The organism is Roseateles agri, assembly GCF_034043675.1.
GTDB lineage: Bacteria > Pseudomonadota > Gammaproteobacteria > Burkholderiales > Burkholderiaceae_C > KK5.
Window position 1 is genome coordinate 34,653 of sequence record NZ_JAXCLA010000007.1, and the last position, 25,591, is coordinate 60,243.

The 25,591-nt window shown below is 67.1% G+C and carries 24 protein-coding genes; 13 read left to right on the forward strand and 11 right to left on the reverse strand.

Annotation, left to right across the window (positions count from 1 at the left end; genetic code table 11):
- Window position 1: 1 nt before the first annotated feature.
- The 3 genes from SNE35_RS20570 to SNE35_RS20580 all read right to left on the reverse strand — a co-directional run bounded on the left by SNE35_RS20570 (window position 2) and on the right by SNE35_RS20580 (window position 5,523).
- Window positions 2-913: a TauD/TfdA dioxygenase family protein gene (locus tag SNE35_RS20570; RefSeq protein WP_320424892.1), complete on the reverse strand. Its 912-nt coding sequence runs from the start codon at window positions 911-913 to the stop codon at window positions 2-4.
- 126 nt (window positions 914-1,039) lie between these two features.
- On the reverse strand, window positions 1,040-3,400 hold the full coding sequence (locus SNE35_RS20575) for a TonB-dependent receptor plug domain-containing protein (protein WP_320424893.1): 2,361 nt from the start codon (window positions 3,398-3,400) through the stop codon (window positions 1,040-1,042).
- Between the two features lie 164 nt (window positions 3,401-3,564).
- Window positions 3,565-5,523: a beta-galactosidase gene (locus tag SNE35_RS20580; RefSeq protein ID WP_320424894.1), complete on the reverse strand. Its 1,959-nt coding sequence runs from the start codon at window positions 5,521-5,523 to the stop codon at window positions 3,565-3,567.
- 165 nt (window positions 5,524-5,688) lie between these two features.
- On the opposite strand from SNE35_RS20580, the gene SNE35_RS20585 reads away from it, so the two are divergent.
- From SNE35_RS20585 to SNE35_RS20605, 5 genes are all read left to right on the forward strand, one after another.
- Window positions 5,689-6,819 carry an ABC transporter ATP-binding protein gene (locus SNE35_RS20585; RefSeq protein ID WP_320424895.1) on the forward strand — a complete coding sequence of 377 codons (1,131 nt, stop codon included), beginning with the start codon at window positions 5,689-5,691 and terminating at the stop codon, window positions 6,817-6,819.
- Between the two features lie 50 nt (window positions 6,820-6,869).
- Window positions 6,870-8,063 (forward strand): maltose/maltodextrin ABC transporter substrate-binding protein MalE, encoded by a 1,194-nt coding sequence (malE, locus tag SNE35_RS20590; protein WP_320424896.1) that lies wholly within the window; start codon window positions 6,870-6,872, stop codon window positions 8,061-8,063.
- A gap of 25 nt (window positions 8,064-8,088) precedes the next feature.
- Window positions 8,089-9,633 (forward strand): maltose ABC transporter permease MalF, encoded by a 1,545-nt coding sequence (gene malF / locus SNE35_RS20595; RefSeq protein ID WP_320424897.1) that lies wholly within the window; start codon window positions 8,089-8,091, stop codon window positions 9,631-9,633.
- Between the two features lie 284 nt (window positions 9,634-9,917).
- The gene (gene malG / locus SNE35_RS20600; protein ID WP_320424898.1) at window positions 9,918-10,808 is read left to right on the forward strand and encodes a maltose ABC transporter permease MalG; all 891 of its coding nucleotides are present in this window, start codon (window positions 9,918-9,920) and stop codon (window positions 10,806-10,808) included.
- Complete coding sequence (locus tag SNE35_RS20605; RefSeq protein WP_320424899.1) at window positions 10,805-11,827, forward strand: LacI family DNA-binding transcriptional regulator; 1,023 nt, start codon at window positions 10,805-10,807, stop codon at window positions 11,825-11,827. Before malG ends, SNE35_RS20605 begins: the two co-directional genes overlap by 4 nt.
- Window positions 11,828-11,846: 19 nt before the next feature.
- Here SNE35_RS20605 and SNE35_RS20610 read toward each other — a convergent pair whose 3' ends face one another.
- Window positions 11,847-12,281, reverse strand: a complete 435-nt coding sequence (locus tag SNE35_RS20610) for a hypothetical protein (protein WP_320424900.1) — start codon at window positions 12,279-12,281, stop codon at window positions 11,847-11,849.
- Window positions 12,282-12,443: 162 nt separating this feature from the next.
- On the opposite strand from SNE35_RS20610, the gene SNE35_RS20615 reads away from it, so the two are divergent.
- Window positions 12,444-12,773 carry an antibiotic biosynthesis monooxygenase family protein gene (locus tag SNE35_RS20615; protein ID WP_320424901.1) on the forward strand — a complete coding sequence of 110 codons (330 nt, stop codon included), beginning with the start codon at window positions 12,444-12,446 and terminating at the stop codon, window positions 12,771-12,773.
- A 76-nt stretch (window positions 12,774-12,849) separates the two neighbouring features.
- Window positions 12,850-13,194 carry a hypothetical protein gene (locus tag SNE35_RS20620; protein ID WP_320424902.1) on the forward strand — a complete coding sequence of 115 codons (345 nt, stop codon included), beginning with the start codon at window positions 12,850-12,852 and terminating at the stop codon, window positions 13,192-13,194.
- Between the two features lie 64 nt (window positions 13,195-13,258).
- Here SNE35_RS20620 and SNE35_RS20625 read toward each other — a convergent pair whose 3' ends face one another.
- A complete protein-coding gene (locus SNE35_RS20625; protein ID WP_320424903.1) occupies window positions 13,259-14,128 on the reverse strand; it encodes a LysR family transcriptional regulator in 870 nt (289 codons plus the stop codon).
- 99 nt (window positions 14,129-14,227) lie between these two features.
- On the opposite strand from SNE35_RS20625, the gene SNE35_RS20630 reads away from it, so the two are divergent.
- Entirely contained in the window at window positions 14,228-15,622 is a 1,395-nt protein-coding gene (locus SNE35_RS20630) for an MFS transporter (protein WP_320424904.1), read from the forward strand.
- The gene (locus SNE35_RS20635) at window positions 15,619-16,017 is read left to right on the forward strand and encodes a VOC family protein (RefSeq protein ID WP_320424905.1); all 399 of its coding nucleotides are present in this window, start codon (window positions 15,619-15,621) and stop codon (window positions 16,015-16,017) included. Before SNE35_RS20630 ends, SNE35_RS20635 begins: the two co-directional genes overlap by 4 nt.
- Before the next feature lie 11 nt (window positions 16,018-16,028).
- Here SNE35_RS20635 and SNE35_RS20640 read toward each other — a convergent pair whose 3' ends face one another.
- Window positions 16,029-16,952: a LysR family transcriptional regulator gene (locus SNE35_RS20640; RefSeq protein ID WP_320424906.1), complete on the reverse strand. Its 924-nt coding sequence runs from the start codon at window positions 16,950-16,952 to the stop codon at window positions 16,029-16,031.
- Window positions 16,953-17,110: 158 nt separating this feature from the next.
- Between SNE35_RS20640 and SNE35_RS20645 the strand changes: the two genes are divergently transcribed.
- The 3 genes from SNE35_RS20645 to ttdB are packed head-to-tail and all read left to right on the forward strand — an operon-like array spanning window position 17,111 to window position 19,974.
- Entirely contained in the window at window positions 17,111-18,421 is a 1,311-nt protein-coding gene (locus SNE35_RS20645) for an MFS transporter (protein WP_320424907.1), read from the forward strand.
- Window positions 18,422-18,466: 45 nt separating this feature from the next.
- Window positions 18,467-19,366, forward strand: a complete 900-nt coding sequence (ttdA, locus tag SNE35_RS20650; RefSeq protein ID WP_320424908.1) for a L(+)-tartrate dehydratase subunit alpha — start codon at window positions 18,467-18,469, stop codon at window positions 19,364-19,366.
- A complete protein-coding gene (ttdB, locus tag SNE35_RS20655) occupies window positions 19,363-19,974 on the forward strand; it encodes a L(+)-tartrate dehydratase subunit beta (RefSeq protein ID WP_320424909.1) in 612 nt (203 codons plus the stop codon). The genes ttdA and ttdB overlap by 4 nt, the downstream gene beginning before the upstream one ends.
- Window positions 19,975-20,031: 57 nt before the next feature.
- Here ttdB and SNE35_RS20660 read toward each other — a convergent pair whose 3' ends face one another.
- A complete protein-coding gene (locus SNE35_RS20660) occupies window positions 20,032-21,096 on the reverse strand; it encodes a tartrate dehydrogenase (protein ID WP_320424910.1) in 1,065 nt (354 codons plus the stop codon).
- A 117-nt stretch (window positions 21,097-21,213) separates the two neighbouring features.
- On the opposite strand from SNE35_RS20660, the gene SNE35_RS20665 reads away from it, so the two are divergent.
- Complete coding sequence (locus SNE35_RS20665; protein WP_320424911.1) at window positions 21,214-22,128, forward strand: LysR family transcriptional regulator; 915 nt, start codon at window positions 21,214-21,216, stop codon at window positions 22,126-22,128.
- Window positions 22,129-22,149: 21 nt separating this feature from the next.
- Here SNE35_RS20665 and SNE35_RS20670 read toward each other — a convergent pair whose 3' ends face one another.
- From SNE35_RS20670 to SNE35_RS20685, 4 genes are all read right to left on the reverse strand, one after another.
- On the reverse strand, window positions 22,150-22,635 hold the full coding sequence (locus SNE35_RS20670; RefSeq protein ID WP_320424912.1) for a hypothetical protein: 486 nt from the start codon (window positions 22,633-22,635) through the stop codon (window positions 22,150-22,152).
- A 7-nt stretch (window positions 22,636-22,642) separates the two neighbouring features.
- Window positions 22,643-23,407 (reverse strand): hypothetical protein, encoded by a 765-nt coding sequence (locus SNE35_RS20675; protein WP_320424913.1) that lies wholly within the window; start codon window positions 23,405-23,407, stop codon window positions 22,643-22,645.
- 90 nt (window positions 23,408-23,497) lie between these two features.
- On the reverse strand, window positions 23,498-24,091 hold the full coding sequence (locus SNE35_RS20680) for a cohesin domain-containing protein (RefSeq protein ID WP_320424914.1): 594 nt from the start codon (window positions 24,089-24,091) through the stop codon (window positions 23,498-23,500).
- Between the two features lie 26 nt (window positions 24,092-24,117).
- A complete protein-coding gene (locus SNE35_RS20685) occupies window positions 24,118-25,566 on the reverse strand; it encodes an MBL fold metallo-hydrolase (protein WP_320424915.1) in 1,449 nt (482 codons plus the stop codon).
- Between the last annotated feature and the right edge of the window lie 25 nt (window positions 25,567-25,591).

Genomic DNA, 25,591 nt, shown 5'->3' on the forward strand with positions numbered 1-25,591 from the left:
CTCAGAACGGCAGGTCGCCTTCGATGGTGGTGCGGTTGAGGCGGCGGCGCATCGTGGCGGGGAAGCCGGTGGCCAGGTGCATCAGCGAGCGGTTGTCCCAGAACACCATGTCGTGCGCCTGCCAGCGGTGGCGGTAGACGTGCTCGGGCCGCACGCTGTGCGCGAACAGCTGAGCCAGCAGATCGCGGCTCTCGTCCTCGGGCAGGCCGGTGATGCGCGTCGTGAAGTGCTCGCTGACGAACAGCGCCTTGCGGCCGGTCTCCGGGTGCGTGCGCACGACCGGATGCACGACCGGCTTCACCTCGGCGATCTGCGCCGCGCTGAGTGCGGGCCGCCAGGGGCTGCGCTGGCGCAGCTCCTCGTACTTGCAGAGGTAGGAGTGCTCGGCCAGCAGGCCGTCGACGGCGCGGCGCAGCGGCGTGGGCAGCGTCTCCCAGGCCAGGTGCATGTTGGCGAACAGCGTGTCGCCGCCTTCCGCGGGCAGCTCCTGCGCGTGCAGCATCGAGCCGAGGCTGGGCCGGTCCTTGTACGAGAGGTCGGAGTGCCAGTAGACGCCGGCATCGCCGAGGCCGATCGGCTGGCCGTTCTCCACCACGTTGGACACCACCAGGATCTCCGGGTGGCCCAGCAACTGGAACTGGTGCAGCACATGGATCTGCAGCGGCCCGAAGCGGCGGCTGAAGGCGATCTGCTGCGCCGGCGTGATGCGCTGGTCGCGGAACACCAGCACGTGGTGACGCAGATGGGCCTGGTGGATCGCGCGGAAGTCGCCCTCGTCGAGCGGCTTCGACAGGTCCAGCCCCAGCACCTCGGCGCCGGCGGGGGCGCGGTCAAAGGCTTCGATGCGGATCTGCTGGGGGAGGGGCCGGGCGGTGGGTGTGAGCGGGTCGGGGAGGAGTGTCGTCGTGGTCATGCGAAGGGCTGTAGGAGCCTGACCCGATCAGTCTATGGACCCGCCCCTCCAGCCCTAACGAAGGAAAACGCAGCAGCTTCAGCGGAATGCGCATGAGGGCGCATCCGCCGCCGCTGCCGCATCCGCTTACCAGCGGTAGGCCAGCTTGCCGTAGTACGTCCGCCCGTTGAAGCCGAAGGGCGAGAAGCTGCTGTACTGCAGGATGCCGCCGACCGAGTTGCCGGCGATCACGCGGTCCGGGTAGCGGTTGGTCAGGTTGTCGACGCCGGCATTGGCGCTCCAGGCGCCGTGCGACCAGCCGAGCGACACGTCCAGCAGCCACGCCGGGTTGAAGACCTGGTCCAGGGTCGGGTCGGCCTGGCGCACGGCGTAGCTGCTGTAGCGGGTCGTCGCGAGGCGGCCGCTCCAGTCGCCGAGCTGGTGGTCGACGCTGAGCACCAGCTTGCTCTCCGGCGTGCTGACGGTGGCGCGGGCCAGGGTCACGCGATCGATCAGGGTCAGGTTGTTGGCGGTCAGCACGGCCGGGTTGGCGTCCACGCCGCGGATCGTGTTGCGGTTGTCGTTGAAGGCGACCGTGAAGTCGCTGCGGCCGGCGGCGCCCCATTCCTGGTGCAGGGTGCTGACGATGTCGACGCCGCGGGTGCGGGTGTCCAGCGCGTTCGTGAAGTAGCGGCCGGCGCTGACGAACACGCCCTGGTTCGCCAGGGTCGTGCGTAGCGCGGTCGGCAGGCTCAGGTTGCCGGACAGCAGGATGCGGTGGTCGATGTCGATCTGGTAGACGTCGACGGTGGTCTTCCAGTCCTTGATCGGCGTGAACTGCACGCCCAGGCTGGCGTTGCGCGACTTCTCCGCCTTCAGCGGCGTGGCGCCCAGCGCGATGGCCGCGGCCGAGTCGACCGGGAAGGTGCCGGCATCGACCAGCTGGCCGTTGATCAGGTTCGTCGAGGTTGTCGCGAAGTGCTGCTGCGCCAGCGACGGCGCGCGGAAGCCCGTGGACAAGGTGCCGCGGAACGACAGCGCGGGGCTCGCCACATAGCGGCCCGAGAGCTTGGCCGCCGTGGCCGAGCCGAAGTCGCTGTAGTGCTCGGCGCGCAGCGCGGCCGAGGCGCTGAAGGCCTTGGTCACCTGCGCTTCCAGGCCCGCGTAGAGGGAGGCGTTGTGGCGCTTGAACGTGCCCGCATTGCTCGGCTGGAAGCCCGGGAAGCCCGAGGCGCCGCCGCTCTGGTACGAATCCGGCGCGCCAGCCACGACCTCGTAGCGCTCCTCGCGCAGCTCGCCGCCCAGCGACAGCGTGGCCGGCGCGGCAAGGCCGAGGTCGAGTTCGCGCGACAGGTCGGTGTTCAGCAGGGTCTCGCCGTTGCGCAGGCCGCCGGCATCGAAGTGGCGCGGGCTGTTGGCGCCCAGCGAATAGTTGGCGGTGTTGTCGACGTCGATGTCGAAGCGGTTCTCGCCGTGGTTGACGCTGACGTCCCACTGCCAGGCCGCGGCCTGGCCGCGCAGGCCGGCCACCAGGGCCGCATCGGTCGTGCGGCTGTCTTCCAGCGGCAGGAAGCCCTCGGGGTAGAGCGTGGCCACGCCATTGGCCTTGGCCGTGGCCTGGGTGCGCCAGAAGGCGGCCGAGGTCGTGTTGCGCTGGCTCAGGGTGCCGAAGGCATAGGCCTGCGTGCCGCCGGGCAGGTCGAGCTGCGCGTTCAGCACGGCGGCCTGCTGGCTGCTGTCGGGGTCGCCGAGGCGGTTGTTGACCTGGCCCTTGCGGGGCTCGGTGGCGGCGTCGCGCGTGTCCACGCCGGCGCGGTTGGTGTGGGCCTGGTGCTTGGCCTCCACGGCCAGGCGCACCCAGCCGGCATCGCCCAGCGCGGTGCCCAGGCTCGCCGAGCCGGCCTCGTTGCCGCCGTCGCCGCGGTCGGTCTGGCCGAACTGCGCCTCGACGCTGCCGCCGGCCGCGCCCTTCTTCAGCACGATGTTGATCACGCCGGCGATGGCGTCCGATCCGTACTGCGCGGCGGCGCCGTCGCGCAGCACCTCGATGTGGTCGATGGCGGCCAGCGGGCTCGCATTCAGGTCCACCGGGGCCGAGCCGCGGCCGGCGCTGCCGTTGATGTTGACGACCGAGCCGCTATGGCGGCGTTTGCCGTCCACGAGCACCAGGGTCTGGTCGGGCGAGAGGCCGCGCAGTTGCGCCGGCCGCACCGCGTCCGACGCGTCGGTCAGCGAGGGGCGGGGGAAGTTCAGCGAGGGCAGCAGCTGCGCCAGCACGGTGGCGAGTTCGTTGCTGCCGGCGCGCCGCAGCTCGGCGCCGCCGATCACGTCGACCGGCGATTCGGATTCACCCAGCGTGCGATCGGCGCGGCGCGTGCCGGTGACGACGACCTGCTGCAGCGGGTCGGGCGTGGTGCGCGCTTCCTGGGCGAAGGCGGACAGTGCGCTCAGCGCGGCGGTGGCGATCAGGGCTTGGCGGGCGGTGCGGGCACGGGGATGGCGAGGCATGAGGCAGGCGCGTGGTTGAACGAGCCGCGCAGTTTCTGCCGCCGACCCCACGCAACGGAAATAAACATTCCGACTAAGCTCATGCAGAGGCTTCCGAGCAACGGAGCCCCCTTGATTGAAGCGCCACCGCGGCGCTTCGTGCTGCTATAGGCGCTGCCGCAAGTTCAGACCTTCCAGGCCGCCACACCGGCCGTCTCCAGCACCGGGCCGCCGAGCAGGAACTGCGTGCCCGCCGGCGCCGGCACCTGCACCGGGCTCGTACCGTAGTGGACGGCGAACTGGATGTCGCCGCGGCGGCGCAGCCGCAGGCCCTCGGGCAGCGGCTTGCCGACGGCCAGGCCCGCCTCCTGCGCGACCGTGCTGATCAATGCCTCCAGGCCCATGCCGGTGAGCCAGCCGGCCAGGTAGCGCACGTGGCCGTGCTTCACCAGCGCCGGTGCGCCATCGGCGTAGCGGGCCTCGACGGCCAGACCGGCCGGTGCGTCGAGCAGCTCGCGCCAGCGGGTGATCGAGGCGCCGAGCAGCGCGCCGTCGGCCGCCAGCGCCACGCCGGGGCGCAGCCCTTCGACGGAGACCACGCGCAGCCCCGGCAGTAGCGCGCGCAACGGGCCAGGCGGCAGGCCTTCGGGGATGCGGATCTCGTCGGACTTGGCGCCGCAGCGCGGGCCCAGCAGCACCTGCGCCCGCGTGGCCTTCAGGCTCTCGACGAAGGCGGCGCTGGGCAGCGCGATCGTCGGCGCGACGACCAGCGCATAGCCGGACAGGTCGGCCGACTGCGGCACGATGTCCACGTTCAGGCCCAGCTTGCGCAGCGCACCGTACCAGGCGAGCTGCAGTGCGTGGATCTCGAAGTCGGGGCTGTTCGGCAGGATCTCGGTGGCCCAGTTGCTGGCGTAGTCGACCACCAGGGCGACCTCGGCCGGGCGCGTCGCCTCCGCCGGCATCGATGCGAGCTCGCGTGCGACCACCATGGCCTCCTCGCCGCCGGGCGAGAGCACGTCGTCGGGCGTGTGCAGGCCCGCGTGCATCTGCTCCTGCGCCACCGGCGCCTGGCGCCAGCGGAAGTAACTGACCAGTTCCGCGCCGTGGGCGAAGGCCTCCCAGGTCCAGGCGCGCACCATGCCCGGCTGGGGCAGCGCGTTCCACGGCGCCCAGTTCACGGGCCCCGGCTGTTGCTCCATCACCCACCAGCGTCTGCTGGCGACCACGCCGCGGTAGAGGTCGTGGTGGAAGGCCGAGACGTCCGGATGGCCGCAGCGGCGGTAGCGCTGGCGGTCCTCGTCTTCGAAGAACTTCATCGTGTCGAGGAAGCCCAGCGGGTAGTTGTCCCAGCTGGCGATGTCCAGATCGCGGCCGACCTCATGGTGCTCGAAGTCGCCCATGAAGGCCATGAAGTTGTGCAGCACCGGCACGCCCGGCGAGTGCTCGCGCAGGATGTCGACGTGCAGCCGGTTGTAGCGGATCACCTCGTCGGAGCCGAAGCGCTTCCAGGCCAGCTGGTGCGAGGGGTTCGGCGGCGCGGCGGTGTGGACCGGGAAGCCGATGTCCTCGAAGCTCGCGTACTGCATGCTCCAGAAGGCGTGGCCCCAGGCGGCGTTGAGCTTGTCGATGCTGTGGCCGTAGCGCTCGGCCAGCCACTGGCGGAAGCGGCGCAGCGCGTCGGGCGAGAAGGAGGTGATGGTGCCGTGGCAGCCGTATTCGTTGTCGGTCTGCCAGGCGACGACGGCGGGGTGCCTGCCGTAGCGCTGCGCGATGGCGGTGACGATCTTGCGGCTGGCCTCGAAGAAGGCGTCGCTGGAGAAGTCGTAGTGGCGGCGCGATCCGAACTGCTTGACGTGGCCGTCCTGGTCGATCGCGTGGATGTCCGGGTGCTGCTTGCTGAGCCAGTGCGGCGGTGCGCCGGTGGGCGTGCACATCACGATCTCCAGGCCCTGCGCTGTCAGCACCTCGATCGCGCGGTCCAGCCAGGCCCAGTCGTACTCGCCGGGGCGAGGCTCCATCAGGCCCCAGGCGAACTCGGCGATGCGCACGGTGGAGATCCCCATCTCCTTCATTCGCCGGGCGTCGTCGGCCCACAGCGCCTCGTCCCATTGTTCGGGGTAGTAGCAAACGCCCAGCTTCATGTCTTGTCTCCGTTATTTGCGGGCGGGAGATTAAGCGATTAATTCTTTCTGTGTCAAAGCCCCTTTGATCAGGGTTAGCCCCCTTAACCAGGACGGGACAGCTTCTGAGAATGGCGCCTCAATTAATCGCTTAATTCGGCGCAGACCGGATTTGATGGAGACAACGTGGCCGGGGTCCAACTCTCGAACATCCACAAGAGCTATGAGCCGGGCGGCGCGGAGGTGATCCGCGACGTCTCGCTGGATATTGCCGACGGCGAGTTCTGCGTGTTCGTCGGCCCCAGCGGCTGCGGCAAGTCGACCTTGCTGCGCATGGTGGCTGGCCTGGAAGACATCACGCGCGGCGAGATGCGCATCGGCGGGAACCGCGTCAATGAGCTCGCGCCCTCGGAGCGCAACGTGGCGATGGTGTTCCAGAACTACGCGCTCTACCCGCACCTGGACGTGGCCGCCAACATGGCCTTCGGCCTGCGCCTGGCGGGCATGAAGAAGGACGAGATCGGCACGCGGGTGGGGCGCATCGCCAAGCTGCTGGAGATCGAGCACCTGCTGGAGCGCAAGCCCAAGGCACTGTCGGGCGGCCAGCGCCAGCGCGTGGCGATCGGCCGCGCGCTGGTGCGCGACCCCGGCGTGTTCCTGTTCGACGAGCCGCTGTCCAACCTCGACGCGGCGCTGCGCACGCAGATGCGCGTGGAGATCGCCCGGCTGCACCGCGAGTACGGCCGCGCCAGCACGATCTACGTGACGCACGACCAGGTCGAGGCGATGACCCTGGCCGACAAGATCGTGCTGCTCCACACTGGAGCGGACGTCGCCAGGCACGGCTCGGTGGCCCAGGTCGGCGCGCCGATGGACTTGTATGCGAACCCGCGCAACCTGTTCGTCGCCGGCTTCATCGGCAGCCCGCGTATGAACCTGCTGCCGGCCACGGTGACGCAGCTGAGCGAATCGTCGGTGACCGTGCGGCTGCGCGACGGCGCGATCGTGACGGCCGCGGTGCGGCCCGGCACCGTCGCGATCGGCGAGCCGGTCACGCTGGGCGTGCGCAGCGAGCATCTGGAGATTGCCGGTGCCGACGGTGCCGACAACGCCGTGGCCTGCCGCGTCCAGTGGGTCGAGCAGCTCGGCGACACGACCTTCGCCTACCTCGACACGCCCGACGGCCAGAAGCTCGTGCTGCGCCTGCCCGGCGAGACGCCCATGCACGTCGGCGATGCGCTGCAATTGCGCGTGCCGCCGCAGCGCGCACACCTGTTCGACGAGCAAGGCATGGCGCTGCAGCGCTGCGCCGCCTGATTGAAAGCCAAGGGCAGCGCGGGCTGCCTCAACCCCGAGGAGACGAGAAGATGACGACACGCAACAAGAACACGCTGATCGCGCTGGCCGTGACGGCGCTGCTGGCTGCCAATGCCGCCCACGCGGCCGAGAAGGGCAAGCTGCTGATCTGGATCAACGGCGACAAGGGCTACGACGGTATCGCCAAGATCGGCGAGAAGTTCACCAAGGAGACCGGCATCCCGGTCGTTGTCGAGCATCCGGAAGATGCCATCGCCAAGTTCGAGCAGGCCGCCGCCGCCGGCAAGGGCCCGGACATCTGGATGTGGCCGCACGACCGCGCCGGCAGCTGGGCCACGGCCGGCCTGATCGTGCCGGTGACGCCGTCCAAGAAGACCATCGCCTCGATCGATCCGCTGGCCTGGAAGGCCTGGACGATCGGCGGCAAGACCTGGGGCTACCCGCTGTCGATCGAGGCACTGGGCCTGATCTACAACAAGGCCCTGGTGCCCACGCCGCCCAAGACCTGGGAAGAAGTGCTGGCGCTGGACAAGAAGCTGCAGGCTAACGGCAAGCACGCGATCAGCTGGCCGATCACGCAGATCTACTACACCTACGGCCTGATCTCGGCCGGCGGCGGCTACGCGTTCAAGCGCAATGCCGACGGCACCTACGACCCGCAGGACACCGGCGTCAACAACGCCGGCTCGGTCAAGGGCATCGAGACGCTGATGAAGCTGATCAGCACCGGCGGCGTGTCGAAGACGGCCGACTACGCGGTGACCGACTCCGGCGTCAACGACGGCAGCATCGCGATGATGATCAACGGCCCGTGGAGCTGGAACAACCTGAAGAAGAGCAAGATCGACTTCGGCGTCGCCCCATTCCCGAAGGTCGCCGGCAAGCAGGGCGGTCCCTTCGTCGGCGTGCTCGGCGCGATGCTCAGCAGCGTCAGCCCGAACAAGGAACTCGCCAACGAGTTCATGGAGAACTACCTGCTGTCGGTCGAAGGCCTGAAGGCGGTCAACGCCGCGGTGCCGCTGGGCGTGCCGGCCAACAAGGAGTTCTACGCCGAGCTGAAATCCGACCCGCTGATCGCCGGCACGATGGCCAACGCGCAAGCCGGCACGCCGATGCCCAACAACCCGGAGATGACGCGCTTCTGGTCCGGCATGGAAGCCGCCCTGCAGAACATCACGCAGGGTCGTGAGACGGTCAAGGAAGGCCTGGACCGCGCTGCGAAGCGCATCAAGGGTAACGAGTGATCCAGGGTTCGTGAACGCGATGCATGTGACGAAAAGGAAACGCGGCGGCTGGCATCTCGCGCTGCTCGCCTTCGGCCTGCTGGCATTGCTGGCTTCGCTGGCGCTGGTCGTCGTGATGTTCTCGATGCGGCTGCATCTGGCGGCCGGCATCACGCTGGTGCTGCTGGCCGGCGCGGCCTTCGTCTACGTGCATTCGCGCTTCTATGCCTGGCGCTACGTGGTGCCGGGCATCCTCGCGGTGCTCGTGTTCATCGTGCTGCCGATGGGCTACACGCTCGCGATCGCGTTCACGAACTATTCCTCGCTGCACCTGCTGCCCTTCGAGCGCTCCACCGCCGTGCTGCTGGCGCGCACGCACAGTTCGAGCACCGGCGGGCTGGACTTCAAGCTGCACGCGGCGCCCGGCGGGCAGTACCGCCTGGCCTTCGTGGACGAGGAGGAGAAGCGTTACGTCACGCCGCCGGTGAAGCTCGCCGATGATGGCAAGGAGCAGCGCATCCAGCTCGCCGAGTCCGCAGAGGACGCCGCCGACGACGCACTGCCGCTGAAGGACGTCATCCGCCTGCAGCCGGCGCTGAAGCTCGTCACCGCGCTGCTGCCCGACGGTACCGAGCTGAAGCTCAGCAGCCTGCGCCGCTTCGCCGCCAGCCGTCCGCAGTACCTGATGAACAAGGACGGCACGATGACCGACGACGAGGACGGCCAGCGCCTCGTCGCCAACATGAACACCGGCTACTGGGAGAAGACGGTGGACGGCAAGGCCGTGCCGGTGGAGCCGGGCTTTCGCACCGCCGTCGGCTGGCAGAACTACCAACGCATCTTTACCGACCACCGCTTCTTCCAGCCCTTCGCCCGCGTCTTCGGCTGGACGGTCACCTTCGCCACCTTGAACACGCTGTTCACCTTCGGCATCGGCGTGCTGCTGGCCGTGGCGATGAACTGGGACGCGCTGCGCTTTCGCGACACCTACCGGCTGATGCTGTTCCTGCCCTACGCGGTGCCGGCCTTCATCTCGATCCCCGTGTTCCGCGGCCTGTTCAACGAGAACCTCGGCGAGATCAACCTGATCCTGGACCAGCTCTTCGGCATCCGGCCGAGCTGGTTCTCCGACGCGACGACGGCCCGCGCGATGGTGCTGATCGTCAACGCCTGGCTCGGCTACCCGTACATGATGATCCTCTCGATGGGCCTCATCAAAGCCATCCCGGGCGAGCTGTACGAAGCCTCGGCCCTGGCCGGCGCCGGCCCGTTCACCAACTTCTTCCGCATCACGCTGCCGCTGATCGCCAGGCCCATCGCGCCGCTGCTGATCACGTCCTTCGCCTTCAACTTCAACAACCTCGCGCTGATCGCGCTGCTGACCAACGGCGCGCCGGACTACCTGGACACCGAGGTACCCGTCGGCTCCACCGACCTGCTGGCCAGCTACACCTACCGCATCGCCTTTCACGACTCCGGCCAGAACTACGCACTGGCCTGCGCGATCTCGTCGATCGTGTTCCTGATCGTGGCGACCTTGGCGGTGGTGAATCTGAAGTTGTTCAAGGTGGGGCAGGAGGAGAAGCGGTGATGAGGAGCCAAATGCTTTCGCCTGTGTGGAGAGCGCAGGGCGGCGGGGTACCCCCGCAGCTCCATGTCCCCCGCCCGCTGCGCGGGCTCCTCCTTTACTTGCGCTGCGGGGGCACCCCACCACCCTGCTTGCTCCGAGAACGACCAGCGGTCGATTGCCTCGGGATGTGGCTGGGGGCGGCCACGGAAGTAAAGGGGGAGGCCGCGCAGCGGCCGGAGGACATGAAGTGGACGCCCCCAGGCGCAGCCCGAGGCCCCGTCCAATCTACGAGAGGCAACTGACCCATGGCCATCGTCCTCAAGAAGTCTCACAGGTGGCGGGTCGTCCTCGTCCATGTGTTGATGATCGCCTTCCTGACCCTCACGGTCGCGCCCTTCCTGATGATCCTGTCGATCTCGCTGCGGCCGGGCAATTTCGCCGGCGGGCACCTGATCCCGCAGCACATCAGCTTCGAGCACTGGAAGCTGGCTCTGGGCATCAGCTATATCGATGACGACGGCCATCTGGTGAAGCCGGCCTTCCCGGTGCTGCAGTGGGTGTTCAATTCGATCAAGGTGGCGCTGGTCTCGGCCACCGTCTCGCTGCTGCTGTCGATCACCAGCGCCTATGCGTTCGCGCGGATGAGGTTCCGTGGAAGGAACGGGTTACTCAATAGCTTGTTACTTCTGCAGATGTTCCCCTCGGTGCTGGCGCTGGTGGCGATCTATGCGCTGTTCGACCGCATCGGCGAGGTGGTGCCGGCGCTGGGGCTCAACAGCCACTGGAGCCTGGCGCTGGCCTACACCGGCGGCGTGGCGCAGCACATCTGGCTGATCAAGGGCTACTTCGACAGCGTGCCGCGCGAGTTGGAGGAGGCCGCGGCGGTGGACGGGGCGACACCGTTCCAGGCCTTCGTCAAGGTGCTGCTGCCGATGGCGACGCCGATCCTGATCGTCGTCTTCGTGCTGGCTTTCCTCGGCGCGATGATCGAGTACCCGATCGCCTCGGTGATGCTGCAGGACCAGCAGAAGCTCACGCTGGCGATCGGCTCGCGGCTGTTCCTGTTCGACCAGAACTACCTGTGGGGCGACTTCGCCGCGACGGCGATCCTGGCCGGCCTGCCGCTGACGCTGATGTTCGTGGTGACCCAGCGCTGGCTGGTCAGCGGCCTGACCTCTGGGGGCGTCAAGGGATGACGACCCTCGCGCAGGTCGCGAGCAAGGCCGGTGTGACCGCGGCCACCGTGTCGAACGTGCTGCGCGGCCGCGGCAAGGTCGGTGCCGAGACGCGTGAGCGTGTGCTCGCCGCCGTGCGCGAGCTGAAGTACCGGCCCAACCTCACCGCCCGCGCGCTGGCCGAGGGCCGGCCGGCCACGATCGCGCTGATCGTCTCCAGCATCGCCAATCCGTTCTACCCGGAGTTCGCGCTGGCCGTGGAGCGCGCCGTGCGCAAGCTCGGCTACTTCCTGCTCGTCTGCAACACCAACGACGATCCGGCGCAGGAGAAGGCCTACCTCGACGCGGTGGGCGGCTCCTTGGCGCACGGCGTGCTCGTGATGAACGCCGACTTCGTGCAGATCGACGAACTGGTGCAGCTGCGCGAGCGCGGCGTGCCGGTCGTGCTGTGCATGTGGGAGAAGCCCGACCAGCCGCCGCCGCTGCCCAGCGTGGCGGTGGACTTCTACCGCGCCGGCATCATGGCGGCCGAACACCTGATCGCGCTGGGCCACAGGCGCATCGGTGCGGTCGTCGGTAGCGAGCGCAGCGGCAACCACATCTGGCGCTACCGCGGCTTTGTCGATGCACTGGCCAAGGCCGGCATCGCCCACGGCGAGGGCGACGTGATCTTCGGCCACGACACCATCGACGAAGGCCGTAGCGCCGCCCACACCTTGCTGGCCGGCGTGCCGGACCTGACGGCCCTGTTCGTCAGCAACGACCTGCCCGCTTTGGGCGTGCTGCAGGCCGCCGCCGAGATGGGCCTGGCCGTGCCGGCGGACCTCAGCGTGATCGGCATCACCGACATCCAGCTGGCCCACCAGGTGCGCCCGGCGTTGACGACCGTCGCCGTGCCCACCGAGGAATCCGCCGTGGTGGCCGTCGAGATGATCATGCGGATGATCGACGGCGACGAGGAACTCACGCCCCTGCGCGAGACCGCGCCGCCGAAGCTGGTGGTGCGCGCGTCGACAGGGCTCGTCGGGCGCGGACGCTGAGCCGCCAGCCTCGACCGAACTACTTCGCCCAGTCGATGCTGCCGCCCCACGGCAGCGGCAGGTACTTGAACGGCGCCATCTCGCTGACCACACCGACCAGCCGGTCTCGCAGGTCATAGCGCAGGCGCAGGACCGTCTTGTCGTCGCGGTAAATGCTGCAGACGCGATTGCGAACGGGCGCCTCGGTCCAGACGATCGTGCCGCTCGGGCACTGCTGCAGCCAGCGCGGCTTGCCGCCGTGCTCGCAGTCCGCCTCGGTCAGCTTGTGGACATCCAGCTGCTGCGCCTGCAGGAAGGCGACGGCGGCGTCAGGCGTCGCCAGCCTGGGCCGGTTCTCGGGCCGGGTGACGAGCGCCGAGGCCTGCTCGTACTCGGCCGTGCAGGCGCCGTGCGTGAACAGCGGTGGCATCAGCGCGGCCCAGACCAGGGCGACGAGGATCAGCAGGCGGGTCATCGATGCAGTGGATGTGAATGTCGAAGCCGCGATTGGAATATCGCTGCTGGCCTATTGCGCTGATGGTGATCCCTAGGAACCCCATTTGGTGGGTGTCCCCGGCGCGACGAAGCGGGAAGCGACGTACCCATAATCGTGCAGCCCGTTTCCCGAGGAAGGCCCGTGTACTCATCAACATTCATCTTCTCGACCAAGCAGTTCGACGAAGCATTCCATCGGCTTGATCAGGAAATTGCCGCCGCCGCCAAGGCCATCCCCGGCTATCTGGGCGAAGAGTCCTGGGAGAACCCGGCGAACGGCCTGATCTCCAACGTCTACTACTGGGAGTCTCTCGAGGCGCTGCAGCAACTGGTGCGCCATCCCCGCCACCTGGAAGCCAAGGCCGCGCAAGACAACTGGCTGGCGGGCTATCAGGTCATCATCTCGCAGGTCATTCGCAGCTATGGGGACGCGAAGCTGGGGCACTTGCTGCCGGTCGCTGCAGCGGCCTGAGCCCTGTCGAGGGGACGGGTCGGGCCGTGGGCAGCGCTACCGTTCGACATCGCTTGTCTGCCGACTGTTTGCCCTTATGAACGCACACCTCTCCGCCACCCACCGGCTCCTTCGGAGCGTCACCGCCATCGCGATGGCCATCGCTCTGCTTGCGGGCTGCAGCACGCCGCAAAGAATGAGCGACGCGAAGCTCGAATCTCTTGGCGTGCGTATCGGCGCTTCAGCTGAAGAAGCGGCCGCAGGCCTGGCGAGGGAGGGCTACTCCTGCGTGGTGAGTGGAGAGGCGCGCGAGGGCTTCGACTGTTCCAAGACCACGGGCTTCTTGATCTCGTGCACTTTTCGGGTCGTGTTTGTCGTCGACGCCGGCAATGGGATCGCCGCGATCATCACTCCGGAGCCGGCCTGCATGGGAACGCCGTAGATTTGCGATAACCATGTGCTCGCCGCTCATCATGTCGCTGCGGCGAATGAGGCACCGATGCCTGTCATTCCAGACCAAGTCCGGGTTCCTCCGTGATGGCTTTGGCCACAAAGTCCATCACGGCACGGACGGGTGCGGATCGACGCAAATCGCGGTGAACGACCAGCCAGATATCGCGCGAGAAGGGCGGCCCTTCCTGTTCCAGCGCTAGCAACCCCGGGTCTCTATCAGCCAGGAAACTTGGCAGACCGGCGACCCCCGCTCCGGCACGCGCGGCCGCCAGATGGCTGCTGATGTCGCTCAGTTCGCAGCCAACGGCTCGATTGCCGGCGATTCCCAGCAGCCATTTCTGCTGAGGCATATCGGAGAACTGCTTGTCGTAGGCGATGAAGGTCCAATCTTCAGGGGCGCGCGACGCCGCGTACTCCGGACTTGCATACAAGGCAAAAGGCATCTGACCCAGCTTGCGGACGACGCTGCTGGATTCCTTGGGGCGCACCAGCCGCAGGGCGACATCGGCTTCGCGACGACTGAGTGAGACCTGCTGTGCCTGAGCCGAGACGGAAAGCTGGATGCCGGGATAGTCGGCACGCAAGTCCACCAGCCGGCCGGCCAGCAGGTGCGTCGCCAACACGGGCGGCGCGCTGAGCGTCACTTTCCCCGATAGCGGCTCATGGCTCGCTTGCGCCACACGTTCCACGGCAAAGGCCGACGCCTCCATGGCCTTGGCGTGCTCGTAGATCTGGAGGCCCATGGGTGTGAGTCGGCACGAGCGAGGCAGGCGTTCGACCAGAGGAACCTGCAGCCCGGTTTCCAGCGCCATCAGGCGGCGGCTAACGGTGGCGTGGTCCACGTTGAGCGATCGGGCGGCGCCCGACAAGGTGCCGGTGCGGGCAACTGCCAGGAAATGTCGGAAGTTTTCCCAGTCGAACATCTGTGCGTTTTCTCAAGTATGCGGTGCGGATTTTGGGAATTTACGCGTATATGTCCGAACCCTAGCATGCGAAGCACTTGGTCCTGTTGGGTACTTCTCATGTCTTCGTCATCTCCTTCTCCACGGGGCACGCTGCTGGCGGCTGCGCTGGGCTTCGTGGTCGTTCTTCTGGACGTCAGCGTCGTCAATGTCGCCCTGGATGTCTTGCGCCGGGAATTCGCCACCGATGTAGCTGGACTGCAATGGGTCATCAACGCGTATACGCTGGTCTTTGCGGCAATGCTGCTGACCAGCGGCGCGCTTGGCGACCGGCTCGGCGCGCGTCGTGTCTTCCTGCTGGGCTTCGCGGTGTTCACCCTGGGATCGACTGCATGCGGCTTGAGTGCCAGCCTGCCGCTCCTGATTGCCGCGAGGTTGATCCAGGGACTGGGCGCCGCGCTGCTGGTGCCGAACTCCCTGACCATGCTGCAGCATGCCTTTCCGGATCGCACGCAGCGCAGCCGTGCGGTGGGTTGGTGGGGTGCCCTGGGTGGGATGTCGCTGGCGGCTGGCCCCGTGTTGGGCGGGATACTGGTGACGCATCTGGGCTGGCGCAGCATTTTCCTGATCAATTTGCCGATCGGTGCGATCGGGATCTACCTGACGCTGCGCTACGTGGAACCTCGTGGTGGCAGCCATCGGCGCAGTCTCGACTGGGCAGGCCAGGGAGCGGCCGTCCTGGCGCTGGCTTCGCTCACGATGGCGTTGACCGAAGCGGCACCGCTCGGCTGGCATCACGGCCTGGTTCGAGGTGGCTTCCTGTTGGCGCTGGCGGCAACCCTCGGTTTCATCTGGATCGAAGCCCGCAGCGATTCGCCGATGCTGCCCTTGGAGCTGTTCCGAATCCCGACCTTCACCGTGGCTTCGGTGGCGGGCGTCGTGGTGAACTTCGCCTACTACGGCTTGATTTTCGTGTTCAGCCTGTTCTTCCAGATTCAGCAGCAGTTCTCGCCGCAGTTGACGGGACTGGCCTTCCTTCCCATGACCATGGTGTTGATGGCGGTCAATGTGCTGGCTGGGCGACTGATCACGCGCATGGGTGCTCGCCTCTTGATGGTGCTTGGCCTGACACTGGCCGCTTGCGGATACCTGCTGCTGATGCCGGTCAGCGTGGACGGCAGTTATTGGCTTCTGGTGCTTCCCATGCTGTTGGCTGCCAGCGGTACTGCGCTGATGGTTCCGACCATGACCAACGCGATACTTTCGTCGGTAGATGCGTCACGCGCCGGTATCGCTTCGGGGGTGCTCAACTCCGCGCGCCAGGTGGGTGGCATGCTGGGTGTCGCCGTCTTTGGCTATTGGGTCCGGGACACGGCGCCAGAGGCGTTCATGCGCGGCATGCATGTCTCGATCGGCAGTTCCGTGGTGCTTCTTCTATGCTGCAGTGCCTTGTGCTGGCTGGGCATCCAGCCGGATGGCGGCAGGCCTGCGACCGTAGGAGGGACACAAACGTGATCATTCAACTCGACCACCTCATCGTGCCGGCAAAGGACCGCATCGCCGCCGCGCGGCTTCTTGCGTCCATCCTCGACGTGCCCTGGGCAGAGCAGGGAAACGTCGGTCCGTTCTCGCCGGTCTTCGTCAACGAGGGCCTGACGATCGACTTCGATCAATGGGTCGATGACTCCTTCCCGAAGCAGCATCTGTGCTTCCGGGTCGATCAGGAGGCCTTCGATGCCATCCTGGCGCGCGTCCAGTCGGCGGGCATCGCGTATCGCAGCACGCCGCTGGGTCCGGTGGACCACCAGGTCAACCCGGCATTCGGTGGCAGCCTCGTGTACTGGGACCAGCCTGACGGGCATGTCTGGGAAATGCTCACGGTCAGCTACGAGCGGCGAGCTGCTTCCTGATTCGCTTGCGGCTACCAGGCCGCCTTGCCGACCTGAGGCCCATCGGCGTGAGAACTCAGGTAGTCCCGCAGGTGGTCAACGAAGAGCGTGACCTTGGCCGATAGGTTCAAGCGTTCCGGGAAGACGGCGTAGATGTCGGCCGGCGGCGTCTCGTAGTCCGCCAGCACCTGCACCAATCGGCCGCTGCGCAGGTACTTGGCCACGTCCCATTCGGCGCGCATCAGGATGCCGAGGCTGTCCAGCGCCCAGTTCAGCGCGACCTCGCCGTCGTTGGTGCTCAGCTTGCCGTGGACCTTGACGGTCTCCGCGCGCTCGCCCTTGCTCAGGCGCCAGTTGCCGTAGGCACTGCTGTTCTGGCGCAGCACCAGGCATTCGTGCTGGGTCAGGTCGTGCGGATGCTGCGGCGTACCCGCGATGCGCAGGTAGGCCGGTGACGCGACCAGCAGCCGGCGGTTCGGCGCGAGCCGCTTGGCGATCAGGCGGGAATCGGGCATCTCGCCGAACTGGATGGCCAGGTCGATGGCCTCGTCCGGCAGCCTGACGGGTCGGTCGGTCAGATGCAGCTGCACATCGACCTCCGGGCAGATCTTCGTGAACGCGGAAATGGCCGGCCCGACATAGGAGCGCCCGAAGCCCAGCGGCGCATTGACGCGCAGCAGGCCGCGCGGCGCCTCGCGGCTGCTGGAGACCAGGCGCTCCATGTCGTCGATGTCGCTGAGGATGCGCTGCGCGTGATTGAAGTAGACCTCTCCCTCGCTGGTGAGGCTGATCCGGCGCGTCGTGCGGTTCAACAGGCGCACGCCTAAACGCTCTTCGAGCAGCGCCAGTCGCCGGGACACCGCGGGCGGTGTCAGGTTGAGTTCACGGGCGGTGGAGGCGAGGCTTCCTTGCTTGACCAGCAGACAGAAAAAGGCGATTTCGGAATCGGAACTCATTCATCAATTATGCGTAACTATGTTTTAAGTTTGGCTCGATTCATCACTTGCATTGATGGACCTAACCTGCGCTCCGCAAGCCATCGCCAGCGAGAGAGGACCTGAACCTCCAAGGCATGGCATCTCGCCAAAACGAAGCTGAACACAGGAGACAAACCTTGGAGCAGGAACTCGAAAAACGGACGTTGCGCCGCATCACCTGGCGCATCGTGCCGTTCATCATGCTGCTGTACTTCGTCGCGTACATCGATCGCGTGAACATCGGCTTCGCGTCGCTGACGATGAAGACGGACCTGGGCTTCACGGCCTCGATGCTGGGCTTCGGCGCCGGCATCTTCTTCTGGGGCTACTTCCTGTTCGAGGTGCCGTCGAACGTGGTGCTGCACAAGGTCGGCGCGCGGCTGTGGATCGCGCGGGTGATGGTCACCTGGGGCGTCATCTCGGCGGCCATGGCGCTGGTCAAAGGGCCGACCAGCTTCTACGTGATCCGCTTCCTGCTGGGCGCGGCCGAGGCCGGTTTCTTCCCCGGCATCATCCTGTACCTCAGCTACTGGTTCCCCGCCCAGCACCGCGCCGGCGTGACGGCCTTCTTCATGGCGGCTGCGCCGATCTCCACGGCCCTGGGCTCGCCGGTGTCTGCCGCGCTGCTGGAGCTGGACGGCATCATGGGCATGCATGGCTGGCAATGGCTGTTCGTGCTCGAAGCCGTGCCGGCACTCGTCCTTGGTGTCGTGGTCTTCTTCTACATGACGGACCGGCCCGAGCAGGCCACCTGGCTGAAGGACGACGAGCGCGCCTGGCTCGTCAAGACGATGAACGCGGAGAACGCCCGCAAGGCCGGCACCTCGCAGCACAGCCTGTTCAGCGGCCTGGCGAACCCGAAGGTGTTGGCGCTCTCGCTGGTGTACTTCGGCACCTCGGCCGGCCTCTACACGCTGGGTATCTGGGCGCCGCAGATCATCAAGCAGCTGGGCGTGTCGTCGATGACGGTGGGCCTGCTCAATGCCGTGCCGCCGAGCATCTCGGTGGTGGCGATGATCTGGTGGTCGCGCCGCTCCGACCGCAGCGGCGAGCGCACCTGGCACGTGGTGCTGCCCTGCGTGGCGGCGGCCGTCGGCCTCGCCATCGCGACGGAGTCGACCAGCATGTTCGGCCTGATCGCGGCGCTGACCCTCGTCAACATCGGCATCAGCTGCGCGAAGCCGCCGCTGTGGAGCATGCCCACCACCTTCCTGTCGGGCGCCGCGGCGGCCACCGGCATCGCCACGATCAACTCGATCGGCAACCTCGGCGGCTTCTTCGGCCCGGCCATGATCGGCTGGATCAAGGACAGCACCGGCAGCTTCAGCGGCGGCCTCTACTTCGTGGCCGGCCTGCTGGTGCTCTCCGCCGTGCTGACGCTGATCCTCTCGCGCACCCAGCGTGGCGCGACGCCGACCGCCAAGGTCGCGACCGAGTCGGGCCACTGAAGTCCGCAACAGATTTTTCCCAGGTTCTTTCCCCAGGAGTTATGCATGGACAAGCAAGTCGCCGTCGAGTCCCTCACGGACACGATGGCCAAGTTCACCGCCTACATCGGCAAGCGTCTGCCGAAGGACGTCAAGGCCAAGCTGGCCGATCTGCGCACGATGGAGACCAACCCGCTGGCCAAGTCGGTCTACGACTCGATGCACGGCAACCAGGAGGCGGCCGACAAGCTGAACCGGCCGAGCTGCCAGGACACCGGCGTGATCCAGTACTTCATTGAGTCGGGTGCCAATTTCCCGCTACTCGGCGAGCTGGAAGAAATCCTGCGAGAGGCCACCGAAGGCGCCACGAAGATGGGGCCTCTGCGCCACAACGCTGTCGAGACCTTCGACGAGAAGAACACGGGCACGAACACCGGAACGAACATTCCCTGGCTCGACTGGCGCATCGTTCCGGAACAGGACAGCTGCACGATCGACGTCTACATGGCCGGCGGCGGCTGCACCCTGCCGGGCGCGGCCAAGGTGCTGATGCCGGGCCAGGGCTACGAGGGCGTTGCGGAATTCGTGATGGACGTGATCACCGAGCGTGGCGTCAATGCCTGCCCGCCGCTGCTGGTCGGCGTGGGCGTGTCGACCTCGGTCGAGACGGCGGCGCGCCTGTCCAAGCTGGCCATCCTGCGGCCGGTCGATTCCAAGAGCTCCAACCCGCGCGCCGCGCTGATGGAGCAGTTGCTGGAGCAGGGCCTCAACGAGGTCGGCATCGGGCCGCAGGGCCTGACCGGCAACAACAGCGTGATGGGCGTGAACATCGAGTCCTCCGCCCGCCATCCGTCGACGATCGGCGTGGCCGTGAACACCGGCTGCTGGGCGCACCGCCGCGGCAAGATCCGCATCAACGGCGACCTCTCCTACGACATCCTCTCGCACGAAGGAGTGGTGCTGTGAGCAAGAAGATCCTGACCACGCCGATCAAGAGCGAAGACCTGGAAGACCTGAAGATCGGCGACGTGGTCTACCTGACCGGCCGGCTCGTGACCTGCCGCGACGTGGCGCATCGCCGCCTGATCGAGCAGGGGCGCGAACTGCCCGTGGACCTGGACGGCGGCGCGATCTTCCACGCCGGCCCGATCGTGCGCAAGAAGGACGACGGCAACTTCGAGATGGTCTCGATCGGCCCGACGACCAGCATGCGCATGGAGAAGTTCGAGCGCGAGTTCATCGCACAGACCGGCGTGAAGCTGATCGTTGGCAAGGGCGGCATGGGCCCCGAGACGGCCGCTGGCTGCCAGGAGCACAAGGCCGTGCACGCGATCTTCCCGGGTGGCTGCGCGGTGCTGGCCGCCACTCTGGTCGAGGAGATCGAAGGCGCGGAGTGGCAGGACCTCGGCATGCCCGAGACGCTGTGGATCAACCGCGTGCGCGAGTTCGGCCCGCTGATCATCTCGATCGACACGAAGGGCAACAACCTGATCCAGCAGAACAAGGAAGTCTTCAACGAGAAGAAGAAGCCGATCCTGGAGCGCATCAACAAGGAACTCAGCTTCATCAAGTAAGCAAAAAGGCGGCGAGGTGCTCAGCACCTCGCCGCCTTCGGCCTTGATGGGGACGCTTCAGCGGTGCAGCCGGCCGATGATCGCGTCGGTCACCGCAGCGGTCATCGCGGTGCCGCCGAGGTCGCGGGTGTGGCAGGCCGGATCGGCCGTGACGCTTTCGATCGCTGCCATCAGCTGCTGAGCCGCCGCCTGCTCGCCCAGGTGCTCCAGCATCATCACGACCGACCAGAAGGTACCGATCGGGTTGGCCAGGCCCTTGCCCATGATGTCGAAGGCCGAGCCGTGGATGGGCTCGAACATGGACGGATAGCGATGTTCCGGATCGATATTCCCGGTCGGTGCGATACCGAGGCTTCCCGCCAGCGCGGCGGCCAGGTCGCTGAGGATGTCGGCATGCAGGTTCGTGGCGACGATCGTGTCCAGCGAGGCGGGGCGGTTGATCATCCGCGCGGTGGATGCGTCGACCAGTTCCTTGTCCCAGCGCACGTTCGGGAACTCCTTCGAGACCTGCAGTGCGATCTCGTCCCACATCACCATGGCATGGCGCTGGGCGTTGCTCTTGGTGATGACGGTGAGCTGCTTGCGCGGGCGCGATTCGGCCAGCTTGAAGGCGAAGCGCATGATCCGCTCGACGCCGGCGCGGGTCATCATCGACACGTCGGTGGCGGCTTCGATCGGGTGGCCCTGGTGGACCCGACCGCCGACGCCGGCGTACTCGCCTTCCGAGTTCTCGCGCACGATCACCCAGTCCAGGTCCGCGGGCGCGCAGCGCTTCAGCGGCGCGTCGATGCCGGGCAGGATGCGGGTCGGGCGCACATTGGCGTACTGGTCGAAGCCCTGGCAGATCTTGAGCCGCAGGCCCCACAAGGTGATGTGGTCGGGGATGTCGGGATCGCCGGCCGAGCCGAACAGGATCGCGTCCTTGTTGCGCAGCGCGTCGAGGCCGTCGGCCGGCATCATTTCGCCGTGCTCGCGGTACCAGTCGCCGCCCCAGCCGAAGTTCTCGAACTCGAAGCGGAAGTCTCGGCCCTGGGACAGGGCGGTCAGTACCTGTTGTCCGGCCGGGATCACTTCCTTGCCGATGCCATCTCCCGGGATGGTGGCGATGCGATACGTCTTCATGGGCAGTCTCTCCGAATGCTGAGCAGTTGATTCAATGGCTCAGGCACTGTATTGAATCGATGCCTCTGACAGGGATGACTGAAGTTAATTCATTGTTAACCCATACTGAAGGATGCCGTGACCATTCCCTCCATCCAACCTTCGGACCTCGGCTTTTTCTGCACCTTGGCCAATGCCGGCAGCCTCAGCGCCGCCGCGCGTGAGCTGGGGATCACGACGCCGGCGGTGAGCAAGCACCTCGCGCAGATGGAGGGCCGGCTCGGCATGGTGCTCGTGAACCGGACGACGCGCAGCATGAGCCTCACCTCCGAAGGCGAGGTCTATCTGGAACACGCGCGCCGCATCCTCAGCGAGATCGGGGATCTCGAAGATCTGCTGGGGGCGTCGAAGGATTCGCCGACCGGGCAGCTCCGCGTCAACGCGACCCTGGGATTCGGCCGCATGCACGTCGCGCCCGTCATCTCCCGCTTCGTGCGCCTGCACCCGCAGGTGGACGTGCAGCTCCAGCTGTCGGTCAGCCCGCCGCCGCTGGGCGACGATGCCTTCGACGTCTGCGTCCGCTTCGGCCCGCCGCCAGACGCGCGGGTGATCGCACGCCGCATCGCGCCGAACCGGCGCCTGCTCTGCGCCTCGCCGGCCTATCTGCAGCGGCACGGCACGCCCGACGCCCCCGCCGATCTCGCGCAGCACAACTGCATCGGCATCCGCCAGGGCGAGGAGGCCTACGGCCTGTGGCGCCTCGCACGCGGAAGAGGGCGCAAGGCTCCGGAGAGCCAGGCCGTGAAGGCGCGCGGCAACCTGGCCACCAATGATGGCGAGATCGCCGTCAACTGGGCCCTGGACGGCCACGGGATCGTGATGCGCGCCGAGTGGGACATCGCCCGCTATCTGCGCAGCGGCCGGCTCGTGCAGGTGCTGCCCGAGTACTTCACGCCGGATGCCGACATCTATGCGGTCTACCCGCAGCGCCATCTGGCCGGCGCGCGGGTGCGCCGCTTTGTCGACTTCCTCGCGACCTCGCTTGGGGGCTGACGGAGAACTGATCGACGCAGGTCAGTCCTGCGGGTAGTCCTCGGCCTTCGGTGTGGCGACGGATGCAGCCGGCGGCGGCGCGAGTTCGAGCGTCTTCGAAATGTTGAGGTGCAGATGCCTCAGCAGCAGGTGCTGGTCGTCGATCGCGTCCACCGCATAGTCGGCGTCCAACGGTCCGGGCGCCGTGATCTTCCAGATGCGGCCGTTGCCGAACAGGTAGACCGTCGCGACGGAGCCTTCGGCGACGCGACCCAGCACCCGGAACGGGAACGGCTCCGCGGACGCCGAAGTCTCTGAGGCTGGCGGCTTGATGGCGGCCTTCCTCTCCAGCGGCTCTTCCGCTCTCCCAGCCACGGCCATGACGGAGAGAGGGGGCTGCAACACCGGACGCATCGCCAGTGATGCTGGCTGGGCCTGCTGGGCGTTGGGAGCACTGCCAGCGGAGAGGAATGCCGCGATGGCCACGACGATGACGGCGGTGCCTGCGAGGACGAAAGACGTTCTCATGCCTCGCTCATCGTGCGCGCTGCATCCGCTGCGTCATCGGCACCAGCGTCCGGTCCGTGCCGATCTCTCCCGGAAAGGTGACCAGCAGCTTGGCATCTGCCTCGTGCTCGTCGGGATCCTCGTCGCCATGCTGGTCCACCAGCCGACAGGTGGCGACGCCCTGCTCGCCACTCTTCGCGACGCAGCCGGAGTGAGGCGCGCGATGGAAGAACACGGTGGCACCGGCCATCGGCCCGGCATCGCCGGAGACCTGGGCGGCCACGTCGTCCAGGTCTGAAGACGCGGCCTTGGCAGGGGCCAGGCTCACGACGGACCAGGGCTTCGCCTTGTCATCGAGGGCCTCGGCACGCACGCGAACCAGTTCGCGCAAGACGTCGCCCTGGGACAAGCGCTGGCCGACCGGGCAGTCATTGCTGGCGTCGGCAAGGCAGTAATCGCCCTCGCCATCGAGCCGCAGGACCAGGCCATAGAAGCGCTCCACGGCCGTGATGACCAGCGCCCGATCCGTACCGGCGTCACGCATGCCGAGCAGGTCGACGCAGATGCGGGGCCGCGCGGCATCGCCGATCTCGGCGGCGGTGGCCATCGGCAGCAGCCGGTGGTCCGCCGTCTCGTGCGCGAGGATCACGGCCTCCGCATCGCCGTGCCGCAGGCGGCCGACGCGGAACGGAAGGTCCGCCCGGCCGACCAGCAGCGAAGTGGGTGGCGCCGTGAACTCGACGCTGTCGTCCGCCCAGGCGGAGAGGCAGGCCGCCTGGGCCGGGCCGTGCATCAGACCGGCCGCAGCCAGCGCCGCCGCAGCCAGCCATCGCGCAGATCGTGGGGAAGATCGTTGAAGCATTTCTGTCCCCACGATCACCTCTCAGGCCGCGACGGCGTCTTGCTTCACCTTGCGCTTTAGCTTCAGGCCACCGAGGAAGCCCAGCCCCGCCAGCGTCAAGGCCAGGGCCGAGGGCTCCGGAACGGCGCTCACCGTCAGCCCCTGCACGCTCACGTCGATCGGGTTCAGCGCGGAGTCCAGCGCGACGAAGTTCGTGATGCCGATGCTGCTGCTGCCGGTGAACGAGGACCCGACATTGAACGTCAGCGTCGCCAGGCTGCCCGAACCGCTGGCGCCGCTGCCGGGGCCGATCAGGGTGTTCAGGATGAACGAGACCGTGCCGTTGCTGTTGTCCACCGTGCCGCCATCGAAGAAGGTCGTGCCCTGCGTCGCGAGCAGATTGCCTTCAGCCACGCTGGCCACGTTGAACGCCGCCGCATTGAAGCTGACGTCGAACTGGTAGGCGTAGAGGTCGCTGAAGTCGGAGGCGGCGACGGTCAGCTGGACGGTGCCGCCGGGCGTCGCGGTGGCCGGGCCGCTGAGGGTGACGCTGGGCGCGGCGAAGGCCGGGGCAGCGCTCAGCAGGGCGCCTGCGAGCAGGGCGGCACACAGGCTGCCGGCTTGGACGATTTTCATAGTGGGTCTCCTTGTTGTTTGTGGTTTCAATGGCAGGCCGTGTTGGCCGCCATCAGGCGCGAGATGCCGGCGATGTCGCGGATGTCGATCACGCCATTGCCGTCGATGTCCAGCCGGGCGACATAGGCGGCGCTGCCTTGCTTTGCCCCAACCGCAGCCTTGGCGGCGGCCAGGTCGCCGCAGCCGTTGCTGACGGGCGCCGAGGCCTGGGCGGGCAGGTCCACGAAGTCGGCGCTGGAGGCGCCCGCATAGCTCACGCTGATGCTGTCGTTCTGCGGGAAGGGGCCGAAGCTGGAGCCGCAGGTGGCCACGCCGGTGGCGTCGGTCGTCGCGGCGCAGGTGGCGCCGCTGGCCTCATGCTTGAACGTGACCTGCTGGTTGGCGAGCGGGCCCCAGCCATTGCTCACCTTGGCCGAGAAGCGGCCGGAGATCGGGCTGGCCGGCATGAAGTCCACCGAGTTGTAGCGCCACACCGGGAAGCTCGCGGTCGCGTCGAGGTTCGTCAGCCAGGCTGCCGAGCACTCGCGGGCGATGGCCATCTGGCGTGCCACCTTGTCGTGGCCGTAGATGTTCTGGCCCGGATTGGAGCGACCTTTGGCGTTGATCTCGTCGAGCTTGGCACCTTCGCCGTCCCAGTAGATGTGCGGCGTCATCACGCCTTCGACATTCAGCGCCTGCACCATCGCGTAGGTGCGCTCGATCGAGTCCAGGTACTGCTGGACGTCGGCGATCGAGTTGGTCATCGACTGTCCGCCGTTGATCAGCACGCGGCGCGTCGTGCCCCAGTCCTTCACCTCCAGCACGGCGGACGTGGAGCCCGGCGTGTGCCCGGGTGTCGGCATGATCCAGAAGGTCTTGCCGCCGATCGACATCTGGCGCATCGAGTGATCGGTCGAGTCGATCAGGATCGGGTTGTAGGTCTTCGCGCCGCCGAGGTTGATGTCGGCGGAGCCAAGGTAGGAGCGCGCGTTGAGGTTGTCGAGCACCCACTGCGCGCCGCCGTCGTGGTCGCCGTGGCCGTGCGTCAGGAAGATGTTCTTCAGCGGGTAGCTGGGGCTCAGGCCCAGGGTAAGCAGGGCCTGGTAGTCGAAGGTCTGGTATTCGTTGGCGTTGTTGCCCGAGTCCACCTGCACGAAGCCGTCGGGCGTCTTGATGATGTACTGGACGACGTAGTGGTTGCCGATGGCCCAGACGTCATCGAAGATCTGCGTCAGCGGGATGCGGTACTGGGCATTGCTGCCGGTGCCGGTCGTGTTGTTCCAACCGCGCGCCTCGACGACGATGCCGTTGTTGTTGTCGGGCAGGTTGCAGTAGAACGCGCGGGCGTACTGCGTGGTGAACGGATCGCCGCCGGTGTTGCGCGTCGCCGCATCGCGATGGATGTCGGTCTGCGTTGCCGCGGCGGCGATGCACGCCGATGTGACCGCCAGGCCGGCGGCGGCCCAACGCACGAATGTGGTCAGTTTCTTTTCCAAGCTTGTCTCCTTCTTTGTTGCATTG

Bases quoted from the DNA above. Each gene is read 5' to 3' on its own strand.
- SNE35_RS20670 (WP_320424912.1), bottom strand. From the start codon at position 22,635: ATGAGAACGTCTTTCGTCCTCGCAGGCACCGCCGTCATCGTCGTGGCC.
- malG (WP_320424898.1), top strand. From the start codon at position 9,918: ATGGCCATCGTCCTCAAGAAGTCTCACAGGTGGCGGGTCGTCCTCGTC.
- SNE35_RS20570 (WP_320424892.1), bottom strand. From the start codon at position 913: ATGACCACGACGACACTCCTCCCCGACCCGCTCACACCCACCGCCCGG.
- SNE35_RS20680 (WP_320424914.1), bottom strand. From the start codon at position 24,091: ATGAAAATCGTCCAAGCCGGCAGCCTGTGTGCCGCCCTGCTCGCAGGC.
- SNE35_RS20625 (WP_320424903.1), bottom strand. From the start codon at position 14,128: ATGTTCGACTGGGAAAACTTCCGACATTTCCTGGCAGTTGCCCGCACC.
- SNE35_RS20660 (WP_320424910.1), bottom strand. From the start codon at position 21,096: ATGAAGACGTATCGCATCGCCACCATCCCGGGAGATGGCATCGGCAAG.
- SNE35_RS20610 (WP_320424900.1), bottom strand. From the start codon at position 12,281: ATGACCCGCCTGCTGATCCTCGTCGCCCTGGTCTGGGCCGCGCTGATG.
- SNE35_RS20620 (WP_320424902.1), top strand. From the start codon at position 12,850: ATGAACGCACACCTCTCCGCCACCCACCGGCTCCTTCGGAGCGTCACC.
- SNE35_RS20580 (WP_320424894.1), bottom strand. From the start codon at position 5,523: ATGAAGCTGGGCGTTTGCTACTACCCCGAACAATGGGACGAGGCGCTG.
- ttdA (WP_320424908.1), top strand. From the start codon at position 18,467: ATGGACAAGCAAGTCGCCGTCGAGTCCCTCACGGACACGATGGCCAAG.
- SNE35_RS20575 (WP_320424893.1), bottom strand. From the start codon at position 3,400: ATGCCTCGCCATCCCCGTGCCCGCACCGCCCGCCAAGCCCTGATCGCC.
- SNE35_RS20640 (WP_320424906.1), bottom strand. From the start codon at position 16,952: ATGAGTTCCGATTCCGAAATCGCCTTTTTCTGTCTGCTGGTCAAGCAA.
- SNE35_RS20605 (WP_320424899.1), top strand. From the start codon at position 10,805: ATGACGACCCTCGCGCAGGTCGCGAGCAAGGCCGGTGTGACCGCGGCC.
- SNE35_RS20630 (WP_320424904.1), top strand. From the start codon at position 14,228: ATGTCTTCGTCATCTCCTTCTCCACGGGGCACGCTGCTGGCGGCTGCG.
- SNE35_RS20675 (WP_320424913.1), bottom strand. From the start codon at position 23,407: ATGCACGGCCCGGCCCAGGCGGCCTGCCTCTCCGCCTGGGCGGACGAC.
- malE (WP_320424896.1), top strand. From the start codon at position 6,870: ATGACGACACGCAACAAGAACACGCTGATCGCGCTGGCCGTGACGGCG.